We start from the raw sequence: 13,436 nt of genomic DNA, 5'->3' as shown, positions 1-13,436 counted from the left end.
CCTAAAAACAAGCTGCAGATACCATGAAGAAAGTCTCTCTTGAACTTGGTGGCCACGCACCATATATTGTGACTCAAAATGCAGATATTGAAAAGGCTGCTAAAGGATTAATTGGCTCAAAATTCCGTAATGCCGGCCTGACCTGTGTTTGTGCTAATCGCGTTTTTGTTCACGAATCGATTGAAAAAGAGTTCACAGAAGTCTTTAAGAATGAAGTAAGTAAATTGAAAATCGGTAACGGATTGGAAGAAGGTGTCGAGATCGGTCCTCTTATTGACGCTGACGCAGTAGACAAAGTAAAAGCTCAGCTTGAGGATGCTAAGAGCAAAGGAGCTGTCCTAGAATTAGGTGGCGAGGAATTAGCAAATTCTATTGGGCATTTCATTACACCAGCTGTGCTAACAAATGTAACAGATGATATGGAGTGCATGTTCGAAGAGACTTTTGGACCTCTTGCTCCAATTACAACTTATAGTACAACTGAAGAAGTTATTGAGCGTGCTAACAATACTCCATTCGGCCTTGCTGCATACATTTTCTCTGAAAATATTTCAGAGGCTGTTGAAATTTCTGAAGGTCTTGAATATGGAATCATAGGATTAAATGATGGACTTCCTTCTGTTGCACAAGCACCGTTTGGCGGCTTTAAAGAAAGTGGCCTTGGTCGCGAAGGTGGACATTGGGGATTGGATGAATTCCTAGAGCTTAAATATATTTCACTTGGTCTTTGATATGTTTTTTAAAGCGCATTCCGATTTGGGGTGCGCTTTTTGAAGTAATAGCATATTGACTTTATTTCAAACCCAAAACTTATATTCTACCGAGGTTTATGGTACATTATCCAAATATGGGCTATACAATCGCTCCATCTGAAAAACAAACTGCGTAACCAGATAAAATAACGACATAGTACATTTTCGTCCTTCAAAAATTAGAATATGGAGGGCTTATTTGTTTTCAAAAAAAAAAGAGCTGCTAATCAGCTCCTGGTATTGAAGTAAAGTATCGTTACTTTAAGTACAATTTATCATGATCTTCTAATTCCTTTTTATGATTAGACTAATCCAGTTAAGCTGTAGACTAGAATAATTACAAATGCTGCTAGTGTCTTAAAAATTGTAATCACAAAGATATCTCCATATGATTGTTTGTGTGTTAAGCCTGTAACCGCAAGTAAGGTTATAACAGCGCCGTTATGAGGTAACGAATCCATCCCGCCTGATGCCATTGCTATGACACGGTGCATTACTTCGGGAGGAATATTATATTGATTAATAGCTTGTATATACTTATCTCCCATTGCACTAAGCGCAATTCCCATTCCACCAGACGAAGAACCAGTAATACCAGATAACACGTTTGTTGTAACGGCCCCATTTACAAGTGGATTCGTAAAAGTGTGTGAAATACCATCACGTACAGTTGCGAATCCTGGTAATGAAGCGATGACCCCACCAAATCCATATTCAGAAGCAGTATTCATAGCTGCTAGTAACGCTCCACCAATACTGGCATTAATGCCCTGTTGGAACCCTGTTATAACACGTCCCCAATCGTAAGCAACTGTTGCAATAATACCTAATACTAGAGCTAGTTCAACAGACCAAATACCTGTAACTGTCGCAAGATCTACTTTCCCAAACAAATCTAATCCTATCTTTGAAAAGTCAAATCCCTCTGGATACCATTTCGGAATAGAAATAGTAAAAATTTTATTCGCCACACCCACTAATACTAGCGGTATAAATGCAAATATTTGTCGTCCTAGACTTGTATTAACAGCTAAAGGAACCGTTAATGGATTGACTGTTTCTGCAGCAACTGCCGTTTCTCCTCCATCTCCATTAAATCCTAAATAACCTTCACCCGCTTCTTGAGCTTTTTTACGACGTCTTTCCAAGTAAAGCATACCCATAGATAAAACGAAAATTGATCCAATAATTCCCAATACCGGTGCTGCATATATATCTGTCTTAAAATAAGAAGTAGGAATTACATTTTGGATTTGCGGTGTTCCCGGCAGCGCATCCATTGTAAACGATAATGCTCCTAAAGCAATCGTCCCTGGAATAAGCCGTTTAGGAATATTGGCTTCTCGGAAAAGATTAGCAGCAAATGGATATACTGCAAATGCAACCACGAACAAACTCACTCCACTGTAAGTTAATATGGCACACATTAGGACAACTGCTAAAATTGCTCTTTTTTTGCCGACTAGTTTCACAATCGTCTTGGCGATAGACTCAGCAATCCCCGACATTTCGACTAACTTTCCAAAAACAGCTCCTAACAAAAAGACAGGAAAGTAGTTTTTAATAAATCCAACCATCTTCTCCATAAAAATATTAGAGAAGAACGGCAAAACATAGCTGGGCTCTGTTAGAATGACAGCAAGTAACGCACAAAGTGGTGCAAAAAGAATGACAGAAAAACCACGGTAAGCAATAAACATTAATAGCCCTAAAGCAAGTATTATGATGAATAAATCCATTATTTCCCCCCTATATCGCTTAAAACCTAGATGCGTTTTCCTTCTTTTTCCTTAGGATATTCAAACCACAAAATTGAATCGTGAACGCTTCGTTAGTTGTAAATTGAATCACTCAGAAATTCTTTTTACTTGTTTGGTTTATTTTGTAAGCGTTTTCTGTATTTTGTAAAATTTTAAATTGTCTTGCGTGTGCTTTCCCCCAATAGCTGCACTTTCAGCAAAATCAAATTCAAAAATGAGCGCGCATTTTTTAAAAGAGAGAGAGGATGCCATAAAAAGCTTATGTATCCTCTTTCACTAGTTAATTTATCTATCCTTTTTTACTTGTTATTAACCGGTACTTTACCATAACGACGTACACGAAGAAGGGCTTGTTCAGCATGTCCAGCAAAATTCTCTAATTGGCAAAGGCGCGCAGCATATTCCCCAATCATGGCACTGGCTTCTTCCGCTACTTTTTGATAGGTAACAGTCTTCAAGAATTTACCGACCCATAAACCACCGGTATATCGTGCAGAACCTTTTGTTGGCAATGTATGGTTTGTGCCAATAACTTTATCCCCGTATGCAACGTTTGTTTCAGGTCCCAGGAATAGGCAGCCGTAATTAGTCATATTTTCAAGGAAGTAGTCCGGATTTTCCGTAAGAATTTCAACATGTTCAAATGCTAGTCGGTTTGCTTCAAGTACTGCTTCATCTATGGTATCAACCAGGATGATAACGCCATAATCCTCCCAAGAAACACGGGCCACGTCTGCTGTCTTAAGAACTCCCAATTGTCGCTCAATTTCAACAACAGTTTCTTCTGCTAGTTTACGAGAAGTAGTAATCAATGCCCCAGGCGAAGTCGGACCGTGCTCCCCTTGCCCTAGAATATCCGTAGCAATCATTTCTGCATCAGCCGTTTCATCAGCTACGACTAGTGTTTCTGTAGGACCGGCGAAAAGATCGATTCCCACGCGTCCGTATAGTTGTCGTTTTGCTTCAGCAACGAATGCATTGCCTGGTCCGACGATCATATCAACGGATTTTATAGTATCAGTTCCGACAGCCATTGCAGCCATTGCTTGAATGCCACCGAGTATATAAATCTCATCGGCTCCCGCCATATGCATTGCAGCTACAGTTGCTGCAGGGATTTCCCCACCTATAGGAGGTGTGCATGCAATTACTCGTTTGACTCCTGCTACTTTAGCCGTTAATACACTCATATGGGCCGATGCTACCATTGGATAACGCCCACCAGGAATATAGCAGCCAACACTATTGACCGGAATATTTTTATGACCAAGGATTACACCAGGAAGTGTTTCTACCTCGATATCAATCATGGACTTCCTTTGCTCTTCTGCAAATCGCTTCACATTACTTTGCGCAAACTTTATGTCTTCAATGGTCTGATCAGGAACCTGGCTAATGATTTCTCCAATTTGCTCATCAGTTAATCGGAAGCTTTCCGGTGACCACTTGTCGAATTTTTCAGATAATTCTCTAACTGCCGCGTCGCCTTCTTGCTCAATTTTTAGTATCGTTTGACGTACCGTATCTGATACTTGTGCGTCATTTTGTGCAATTTCTTCCTGTGCTTTACCTTGCTTTAAATAAGTTGCCATATAAATCCTCCTTGTTTTTGAAAAACCTATGATTAAAACCATCAAAATGCATACGTATGCATTTTTCAGTTAACTATTACCCCACCCAAAATGAATACGTATGCATTTGAATGGGGGAAATTAAGAATTGATGAAATCTTCTAAACATAGAATAAATAAATCGCTTTCATCTGTCAAGTTTTTTTAAAAGTTTAAGATTTTGTTGTCTTTCTTTCGATCAATCTCCCTGATACTAGAGTTGGTTTGGAATTGGAACCCTTTTGGTTCATTTCGATTAATAGAGTATTGATGGTTAATTCAATCATTTCATCGACAGGCTGTTCCCATGTAGTGAGCGAATAAGACGGCCATGAAGCCATTTGAATGTTATCAAATCCAACAATGGCAATATCCTCAGGAATGGATAAATTTAACGTTTTCGCTGCATCTATTGCGCCTAAAGCGGTTATATCATTTGCTCCGAAAATGACCTCAGGCCGATCTTCTCGTGTCAATAACTTTAATGCGGCTTCATAGGCCCCATCATACGTATAGTCCCCTTCTTCAATGACCGGATCAATCCCTTTTGACTTTAAAAACTCACAAAATCCTCTTTGCCGATCTTGACTGGTCGATGTATTCTTCCGACCCGTAATGAAGGCTAATTTGCTGTACCCTTGTTCAAGCAGGTATTCACCAATCCGCTTACTAGCCGTATAATTATCACAGCTTACGGAGTGACACGGAATGTCTTTACTGTATCGGTTAAATAAAATAACAGGTATGTTGTTTTCATGGAGATGGGAAACCACATTGGAGGACAAAAAGGCATCCGTTACAATAACACCTTCTACATTGTATTCAAGAAATTGGGCAATCTCCTCTTGTTGAATCTCATCATTTTCGGTATAAACAAACAATACATGATATCCCTTTTCGCGAAGCCCCTTAGAAAATTTCCCTAAAACTTCATGGTAAAACGGATTTTGGATATCTTTCATGGCCAGTCCAATCATGTTTGATTTGTTCATAATCAATCCCCTGGCAAAAGCATTCGGCCGATAACCTAAAGTTGATGCGGCTTCCTTCACTTTTCTCTTGGTCTTTTCAGACACATTCGATCCTGGAGTAAACACACGCGAAACCGTCGACTGGGAAACATTGGCTAATTTCGCAACCTCCATCGCATTGACCGATTTTTTCTTCAAGAATCTTCCCTCCAAATATACACGGATTATGAGTTTTATCATCATTCTTTTATTATATAATTTTACCACTAACAGCGCCAACTACCACAAATTATTATAAGTATACATAGTCATGAGATTTAAAGGGGGAACAAGTCATCCAGACGACTTGTTCTCCCTTTTTCGAATAATTATTTATTGTATTCCAATGCCCAGCATGAATTTGCTACATATCTCCATCTTTATATTTTCCAATGTTATACAAACTTCGGTAAAGAAGACCAAATAGCTTAAATCCTCCATGAATCTCGAACCCTTTTATAAAGCCTTTATGTTCTCTTGGATGATTCTTGCGATAGCTTTAAAATCATATTTATGATTGACGACATCTACAACAAAATCCTGTTCTTCTTCTATTCCCATTAGCCATTGATAATGATTGATCTTCAGAAACATAATAAGGGAAGCGAGTGCTGTCCTCTTGTTTGCGTTGTGGAACGCATGATTTTTAGAAATAGATTCGAATAAGGCTGCAGCCTTTTCATGAATAGATGGGTAAGCATCATTCTCGAAAACAGTTTGTCTGGGTCTGTTCACTGCAGAATCAAGGAGACCGGGATCTTTCACCCCGATTTGTTCAGTAGGAGAATAAACCTTTATTTGAATGGCATTGATAGCAATAATTTGATTAGTGGAAAGATAGATAATATCCAACGTCATATTATCTATCCACCAAACCCTTGAATGCTTCGTCATGTTCTTTAATAACATCTGATAACATTTCCATAAATTCCGCATCTACACCTTTAGGTAATTTCACATTTTTATTTTTCCTTAAAATGATTTCTTCACCCTTGAACTCAACCTCTAATTCGTCTCCAAAAGCTAAATTTGCCGTTTTCAACATTTCAACTGGAAACGTAATACCCAAGCTATTTCCGACTTTAGTTAATTTCCTAATGGCCATTATTCATTCCTCCTTCAAAAGAAAGTTATAATTGTTATTACTATTATAACATTAGTCTTTATGGTTTATACTACTTTTATCTGGAATCTGTTTTTTTTGATTACATAAAAAAACTTGCAGATTTAGACCCTAAATGGGACCTTATTCTACAAGCTGAACAACCTCCATTATCCCAGCAATTCTAATATAAAATGGTACAGCCAATATTATATTATCTTATGAGCAAGTAATGATCATGTTACCTTAGGTTGGACCAGCTGCCCAAGCTACAGTTTATCATCTGAAATTTGTTCTCACCTCAATAGGCTTTTTCACAATACCCCAAAAGCAAAGAGCCGCACATCCGGCAATAATTCCACCCGAAATAAATGCTAACGTGTAAGAACCGGTAGTGTCCACAATCATACCTGCTACAATCGGAGAGAATGCACCGCCAAAGTATCCACCAAAACTCATAATTGCACTAGTAGATGCCACGACAGAAGTAGGTGAAACGTCCGCAGCAAGCGCCCAAGATCCTCCTGACAGATAGCGAGAGTCATTAAGGCAACGGTGAAAATGATACTATGAACAAACGGAAGAATCACGACAACAACAGCTGTCAATATAGCACTTGTTGAAATTAAGATACGTTTTGAATTCATTGGAGAGGCCATACCACGGTCCACCATTTTCTTCGTTAAATATCCACCAAATATGTTGCCCAAAACACCACCTAAATACGGAATACTTGCGTAGACACCTAGCTCCGTTAAAGATATATGATAGGTTTCAATTAAATAGAGTGGTAAGAAGACCAGGAAAATATTCCAAATCCAAATTGTACAAAAGTAACCTAATATCAACCCCCACACCGTTCGATATGTAAAGAGGGTTCCCCATTTAATTTTCTCTTTTTCTTTTTCATTTTCTTCTTCATGATCAGATGAAATGTAATTCCGTTCTTCCTCAGTAAGTTTGCGGCTCTTCTCAGGACTACGATAAAAGATGAGAAAAATTATCAGAAGAAATAGCTGAAAAATTTTCGGAGATGGATAGCATAGTGTAAAGTAGGATAAAAGCTTAGATTATAAGTTTGAAAAAGAATTAGGAATTGAGGATATATATGGAAAAATTAAAAAATAATCAAAATAAAATAACTGCTGTCTTGTTGGCCGTATATTTATTTGCATTAACATGGATTATAGTCTTTAAAATGCAATTTTCATTTCAAGGCTTGCCGGATTTTAGGGAAATCAACTTAATCCCTTTTGCTGGTTCAGCTAATGTTAATAATCAAATAGATTTTAATGAAATAATCTATAATGTACTTGCATTTATCCCATTTGGAATTTATATCAGTATGCTAAAACCAAATTGGTCTTTCTTGAAAAAGATTGCAGTAATAGCAGGAGTTAGTTTGTTATTTGAAGTATTGCAATTCATCTTTGCTATAGGTGCTAGCGATATAACTGACTTTATGGGAAATGCATTAGGTGGAATTATTGGAGTTGGAGTTTATATTGTATTTTGTAAGCTGTTTAGTACAAAAGCAAATAAAATCCTTAATGTTTTAACTTCAATCGGGGTGATATTCCTTGTTGCATTAGTGCTGTTATTAATTAGTGGTGTTATTAGGTTTAAATTTTAGTAATTGGAGAATTGCTGTTCATGAAAATTAACAGAGGGTATACCATCAATGACTTTGATACAGCAGGTTCTTTATTTATAAAACAAGAATGACAAATATCACATGCGACCTATTTTGAGGGTGGCTTTTTTTATATCCAGTAAACAAAGTAATATATATCCCATGCATTTCCAGTTAACATAATCACTTAATTTAGGAAGATGCCCAAAACGCCAAACCCATACAGTTAAAGGGTTTGGCGTCTGTTCTTTTTTTATCATTTATGCTGATTTTATACAACTTTTTTACATCAACGTTTTTGGCTTCTGAAGAAGCCTGGTTACTGCATAAAAATGTGGAGTTTTAACGATAAACATCAGTTTTTAGCCCGGTCTTATAAAATTCAAAATAGTTTCCTGACGATGGGGGACTTTACTTTTTTGTTTCTTGGTAATGTATTCATAAGTGGACGAGCATGTGAGGGCACATACAAACCAAAATCAAAAATAGGAATATTAGAGCAAAAAGTCAAAAACCGATCTCCTGGGGAAAGAGATCGGTTTTCGACTGTAAAACAAAAATGAATGTGTGTGAGGTCTACATAAATGCACGGCAGCTTTCCTTATTGAAGAGTACGGCGAGATAAATACCTTCCACTATTTCTACAGATGGATGTGTAGTTCTACCCCAAATTAAATGGTTACGTTGGTATAACAATAGCTTGAATTGATCGATTTCTAGCCCTGAAAAGTGCAGATTCAGGTATTCCGCCTAAAGCGAAAATGCTAATTTCAATCGAATAAGTGAAAATTCCATTTCCTGGAACATCAATGATATTGATATTCATAGGCTTAGTTAGCTCATTATTATCTAGTGCTAAGCCAGTTAATCTATCTTGATTTTGGAACGTGTATATAGGATTCCCATTTCGTCGAATTATTAATTCCCATCCCAACTGATAGCTAGTATTAGGGATTACATAGCTAAATGTATAATTCCCCAAAATTAAAACTTGTGATAGTCCAGTAACAGTTACAGGAGTAGTTGAAAGGGGGAACTTTGTGCCAGCTGTTAGTGCTGTGGTTAACAAAGAAGGATCTTGGTTAAAACCTATGGTTGCAATTCCTAATGGGCCCTGTGGTCCTTGATCCCCTTGTGATCCTTGAACACCTTGTGGTCCTCGGAATCCTTGCGGTCCTTGATCGCCTTGGGGTCCTTGGAACCCTTGCGGTCCTTGATCGCCTTGAGTTCCTTGGAACCCTTGCGGTCCTTGATCGCCTTGTGGCCCTTGGAGCCCTTGCGGTCCTTGAACCCCTTGAGCTCCTTGATCACCTTGTGGTCCTTGAAACCCTTGTGGACCTTGAGCACCTTGTGATCCTTGAACCCCTTGCGGTCCTTGATCGCCTTGCGCTCCTTGAACCCCTTGTGGTCCTTGATCGCCTTGTAGACCTTGAACCCCTTGTGGACCTTGAGCACCTTGTGATCCTTGAACCCCTTGTGCTCCTTGATCGCCTTGTGGTCCTTGAACCCCTTGTGGCCCTTGATCGCCTTGTGGGCCTTGATCGCCTTGAGGGCCTTGATCGCCTTGTGGTCCTTGTTCGCCTTGAGGGCCTTGGTCACCTTGTGGTCCTTGTTCGCCTTGTGGCCCTTGAGTACCTTGTGGCCCTTGAACGCCTTGCGGTCCTTGATTACCATTAGCTGGTACAATTACATTCACTTTAACGTTTTGCTCCACCTTTTGTTCCTGTTTAGATGAACATTTACATTTACTATGTCCGCAATCCTTACATTTTTTTTTATCGCATTTACATTTACCATGACCACAATCAGAACATTTTTTATCCTTTTTATCCTTACTCATTTTTTCACCTCTTTTCCAAGGCATTACTATCCTGTGTACTGGCATTAAATTGGATTGGACAAGTATTTATAAATCCAAGCTATTTGCAGTTAACCATTAATCTTAGATGAAGTAACAAATCCGTTTGTATACTTTTACGAATGGGAGTAACAATGCAGTACCCCCATTTCGCAAATTTTATGGCTAAGAGATGTCAACCTAAAAAGTCGAACTCCTCTACGTTAAGGGCTCGACTTTACTCTTCTAGATTTCCCTGCTTGTACAACATAATTGGTTTTGTGAGGAATTCATCATGTGTTTTTTTGACCTATGCCATACTTGCCCCACTTAAATCCTTTGAAACACCCATTTTTTCATCCTATCGGGTAGGTTTCCTATATCGCATTGAAATCGATATTTTTCTGCCAGTCTTCATATGATTCAGGATCGATTTTCTTTGCTTGTTCCAGGAATTTATCCAATAACCCCAATTTCTTTAGATCACGAAACATCTTCGGATTATATGGATCATTCATTGTGAGACCATCTGAATGATCGATTGCTTTCAGCACATTCCCCTCTGTTACAACAAAATGTCCGATTGAGGTCTTGATCCTAATAAATCCAACTCTCTTTAGTTCCTTTCGAATCATTATGATTTGTTCTGTAAACGATTCGGGAATATCTTGAATTTCTTTCAAATAATCTTTTAAATTTGGACCTTTTAAATACTCCATAATTACATAGTTTGGTCCAACTTCATATAACCTCGGAACAATATGAGCTTCCTTCGCTGCTTCAAGTGCTTTCCCCTCTTTAGTTGCTGCATTTGGATTGACATAAATCTTTACGCAACGATCCTTATCTAACTGGAAAACAGCACCTTGAGTTCCTTCCCCAATTAGTTTTAATGTGGTTGGATTATGAATAATAAGCTCTTTTGCACCGTTCTTTTCTATTCTTTCAACCTTAATTAATTTAAAATCATTCATCTAATCTACCACCTCTTTTCTTCTTTTTGATAACCCTAATATCTATAATATGAAATCATCGATTTGTTGCTTTAGGTTAATCACACACTTTTTCACAAAATTAAGTCATACCCTCTTTTACAGGGTTCTTAATGATGAAAAATGTACTTAAGGAAAGCCTTTTCCCAGCATTTCTTCAGTGTCTTATGCTCATACACTACAATTAAGAACTTTACAAAAAACATACAAATATATGTACTTGTCCGTTTCAAATCCTTTCCAATTTGCATTTACTATAAAAGAGGAATAACCAGAAAGGAACTGATCAGAAAGGAGACTTTACATGGGTTACATTGAAGATTTACGTGCGCTCGTTGGGCCAAGAGCTTTGATACTTACAGGGGTCACCGTTTTGGTTATCGATCAGAACAGCCGTTTTTTGATGGTACAATCCGATAAAATGTGGAAATTGCCAGGCGGCTTTATCGAATTAGGAGAATCTGCGGAAGAAGCATGCAGGCGTGAAATTTTGGAGGAAACAGGAATTAATATCGGTAACCTTCAATTAATTGGCGTTTTTTCAGGGAAGGAATATTTTACGAAGCTGCCTAATGGTGATCAATACTTTCCAGTCAACATTGCTTACGTGACCGAAGACATACTCAGCGGGGATTTAAAACCTGATGATATAGAAATACAAAAGGTTCAATTTTTTAAATGGTCCGCCTTTCCTAAAGATTTAACTGAACGAGACCGACAAATATTTCAAAGTTTTATCGAAAATTTGATTTTAGAGGGAAGGAAGGGATTGAAATAGTGAAGACAATCGCTTTTTACATTAGAGAACCTATTAAAATAAATCAAGGATTTATGTACAATCAGATCATTATGTTGGATCAATATCGGCCTATTGTAATAGGCCCTTACCCAAATAGCGACAATGTTCAATATCAGTTTGAACATTATTATAATTTGAACGAAATTCAAGACCTTGGAGCCTTCTTTAAGGAGCAAAATGTAGTTGTGATTCACGCTCATCAAGGGAAACATTCCATCGATATTTTACCAACAGCTATAGAGTATGATATTCCTTTGATTGTGCATTTTCGAGGACGTGATTCATCCACTCAAACATATAGAAGATTTCGCAAAAATGTCCTCCGATATCAAAATTTAGTAAAACATGGAGCTGGTTGTTTTGCAGTTTGCCATTTTCTCGCAGATGAATTAATGAAATTAGGATTTAAAGAAGATAAAATACATGTATTATATGGTGGTCTAGATTTAGATTTATACCCATTTTTCCAACGCTCCTTACCTAAGGAAGGAGAAATCCGAATCTTGTCTGTAGCCAGACTTGTCGAGAAAAAAGGATTCCTTACGCTTTTGAAGGCTTTTCAACGGATTCATCAGGAATTCCCAAGAACGACACTGCACATTATTGGGACAGGAGAAGATGAAGAGAAGATAAGAGTTTTCATTGATGAAAACCAATTAACCGAACACGTTTTTCTTAGAGGACCAATGGATTCCAACCAAATTTCTAAGGAATTAAGAAATTCCCATCTCTTTTGCCTTGCTAGTGAAACGGGCGAAGATGGCGATGTAGAAGGGATTCCAAATGCATTAAAAGAAGCCATGGCAAGCGGTTTACCAGTCATCTCCACCTTTCACGGAGGGATTCCAGAATTGATTGAGCATAAAAAATCAGGATTCCTTGTTCCTGAGAAAGATGATTTAAAATTGGCTCAAGGTATAAAATATTTCCTGAGTCATCCAAGAGTATGGAAAAGATATACTAGAAGTGCAAGACAGGTAATTGATGAAAATTTTGATTTGAATAAGCAAATCATCGAACAACAAAGGCTATACAGCTTAATAGAAAAAAATAACGGAGTTAATTGACATGGAAACCATGGGACAGTCCAAATATCCAGTTGAGCTCGTACAAACTTTAGTGGGTGGAACGGCTCATGTCATTCGTTTTAGCGATGGTAAAAAATATGTAGTGAAATGGAACGGTACTCAGAGTAAAAGAGCCAAAGAAGTAGTAAATGAGTATGTGGTCGGTAAATTAGCAATGTTTCTTTCCCTTCCTGTTGTCCCCTTTGAACTAGTTTTTATCCCAGAAGAATTCATAAAGAATACTCCAAAATTACATTCAAAAAAATACAAATTCAGTTCTGGATGCCAATATGCGTGTTTATTTATTGAAAACAGTATTGTACCAGATGAAGTAGTTAAAGCTTTTCCATCCAAGACGGAAGTGAAAAATCACGATATGCTTGCCGCAATGGTGGTATTCGATCTTTGGGTGAATAACATCGATCGGACTATGAGCAATTTACTTCTGGAACATCTTAGTGATGGCAGCTATTTTGTCCATTTGATTGATCATGGTATATGTTTTCCGGGTGGATATCAATGGTCTGTAAAAACGCTTACTCAGAAACTGAATTATGATATCCCTTACCAAGAAACTTACCGCTGGGCCTTCTCTATGCTTAATGAAGAAGATTTTACATTGTTTGTAGATAAAATTGTATCCCTTCCAAACGAATTAATCTATGAAGTTACCCAATCCATCCCTGAAGAGTGGGGAGTCTCAAACGAGGAAGGTGCAGCGCTGTACAATTTTCTTGTAGAACAGAAAAGTCATTTACCGAATCTTATAACCAATTTCATCAATCAATACAAGAGCAATATTGTTAATAATAAAGATAAAGAGAAAAAGGTAAAGAATAAAAAAGATAAGAAAAATAAAAAGAAATAGACTAGA

The 13,436-nt window shown here is 37.7% G+C and carries 14 protein-coding genes and 1 pseudogene; 5 read left to right on the top strand and 10 right to left on the bottom strand.

Annotated features, from left to right (window positions below):
• Positions 1 to 11 precede the first annotated feature (11 nt).
• Positions 12 to 731, top strand: a pseudogene (locus tag QUF78_RS00300) (aldehyde dehydrogenase family protein); the annotation flags it as partial.
• A gap of 323 nt (positions 732 to 1,054) precedes the next feature.
• On the opposite strand, the gene QUF78_RS00295 reads toward QUF78_RS00300, so the two are convergent.
• The 7 genes from QUF78_RS00295 to QUF78_RS00265 form a co-directional block, all read right to left on the bottom strand.
• A complete protein-coding gene (locus tag QUF78_RS00295) occupies positions 1,055 to 2,491 on the bottom strand; it encodes a GntP family permease (RefSeq protein ID WP_289323186.1) in 1,437 nt (478 codons plus the stop codon).
• Positions 2,492 to 2,811: 320 nt separating this feature from the next.
• A complete protein-coding gene (gene hisD / locus QUF78_RS00290) occupies positions 2,812 to 4,104 on the bottom strand; it encodes a histidinol dehydrogenase (protein ID WP_289323185.1) in 1,293 nt (430 codons plus the stop codon).
• Between the two features lie 191 nt (positions 4,105 to 4,295).
• The gene (locus tag QUF78_RS00285; RefSeq protein ID WP_289323184.1) at positions 4,296 to 5,291 is read right to left on the bottom strand and encodes a LacI family DNA-binding transcriptional regulator; all 996 of its coding nucleotides are present in this window, start codon (positions 5,289 to 5,291) and stop codon (positions 4,296 to 4,298) included.
• 297 nt (positions 5,292 to 5,588) lie between these two features.
• Positions 5,589 to 5,990, bottom strand: coding sequence for a type II toxin-antitoxin system death-on-curing family toxin (locus QUF78_RS00280; protein ID WP_289323183.1), 402 nt, complete (start codon positions 5,988 to 5,990; stop codon positions 5,589 to 5,591).
• Between the two features lies 1 nt (position 5,991).
• Entirely contained in the window at positions 5,992 to 6,237 is a 246-nt protein-coding gene (locus tag QUF78_RS00275) for an AbrB/MazE/SpoVT family DNA-binding domain-containing protein (protein ID WP_048689328.1), read from the bottom strand.
• A 276-nt stretch (positions 6,238 to 6,513) separates the two neighbouring features.
• A complete protein-coding gene (locus QUF78_RS00270) occupies positions 6,514 to 6,693 on the bottom strand; it encodes a hypothetical protein (protein ID WP_289323182.1) in 180 nt (59 codons plus the stop codon).
• Entirely contained in the window at positions 6,690 to 7,226 is a 537-nt protein-coding gene (locus QUF78_RS00265) for an MFS transporter (protein ID WP_289323254.1), read from the bottom strand. Before QUF78_RS00265 ends, QUF78_RS00270 begins: the two co-directional genes overlap by 4 nt.
• Positions 7,227 to 7,342: 116 nt before the next feature.
• On the opposite strand from QUF78_RS00265, the gene QUF78_RS00260 reads away from it, so the two are divergent.
• On the top strand, positions 7,343 to 7,867 hold the full coding sequence (locus QUF78_RS00260; RefSeq protein WP_289323181.1) for a VanZ family protein: 525 nt from the start codon (positions 7,343 to 7,345) through the stop codon (positions 7,865 to 7,867).
• A 679-nt stretch (positions 7,868 to 8,546) separates the two neighbouring features.
• Here QUF78_RS00260 and QUF78_RS00255 read toward each other — a convergent pair.
• The 3 genes from QUF78_RS00255 to QUF78_RS00245 all read right to left on the bottom strand — a co-directional run bounded on the left by QUF78_RS00255 (position 8,547) and on the right by QUF78_RS00245 (position 10,678).
• Positions 8,547 to 8,936 (bottom strand): hypothetical protein, encoded by a 390-nt coding sequence (locus QUF78_RS00255; RefSeq protein ID WP_289323180.1) that lies wholly within the window; start codon positions 8,934 to 8,936, stop codon positions 8,547 to 8,549.
• Between the two features lie 35 nt (positions 8,937 to 8,971).
• Entirely contained in the window at positions 8,972 to 9,541 is a 570-nt protein-coding gene (locus QUF78_RS00250; RefSeq protein ID WP_289323179.1) for a hypothetical protein, read from the bottom strand.
• Positions 9,542 to 10,081: 540 nt separating this feature from the next.
• Entirely contained in the window at positions 10,082 to 10,678 is a 597-nt protein-coding gene (locus QUF78_RS00245; protein WP_289323178.1) for an RIO1 family regulatory kinase/ATPase domain-containing protein, read from the bottom strand.
• Between the two features lie 322 nt (positions 10,679 to 11,000).
• Between QUF78_RS00245 and QUF78_RS00240 the strand changes: the two genes are divergently transcribed.
• The 3 genes from QUF78_RS00240 to QUF78_RS00230 are packed head-to-tail and all read left to right on the top strand — an operon-like array spanning position 11,001 to position 13,430.
• Complete coding sequence (locus QUF78_RS00240; protein ID WP_289323177.1) at positions 11,001 to 11,474, top strand: NUDIX hydrolase; 474 nt, start codon at positions 11,001 to 11,003, stop codon at positions 11,472 to 11,474.
• Positions 11,474 to 12,562 (top strand): glycosyltransferase, encoded by a 1,089-nt coding sequence (locus QUF78_RS00235; RefSeq protein WP_289323176.1) that lies wholly within the window; start codon positions 11,474 to 11,476, stop codon positions 12,560 to 12,562. Before QUF78_RS00240 ends, QUF78_RS00235 begins: the two co-directional genes overlap by 1 nt.
• A gap of 1 nt (position 12,563) precedes the next feature.
• Positions 12,564 to 13,430: a HipA family kinase gene (locus QUF78_RS00230; RefSeq protein ID WP_289323175.1), complete on the top strand. Its 867-nt coding sequence runs from the start codon at positions 12,564 to 12,566 to the stop codon at positions 13,428 to 13,430.
• Positions 13,431 to 13,436: the final 6 nt, after the last annotated feature.

The organism is Peribacillus sp. ACCC06369, assembly GCF_030348945.1.
Lineage (GTDB): Bacteria > Bacillota > Bacilli > Bacillales > DSM-1321 > Peribacillus.
This window is presented reverse-complemented; position numbering and strand designations above follow the sequence as displayed.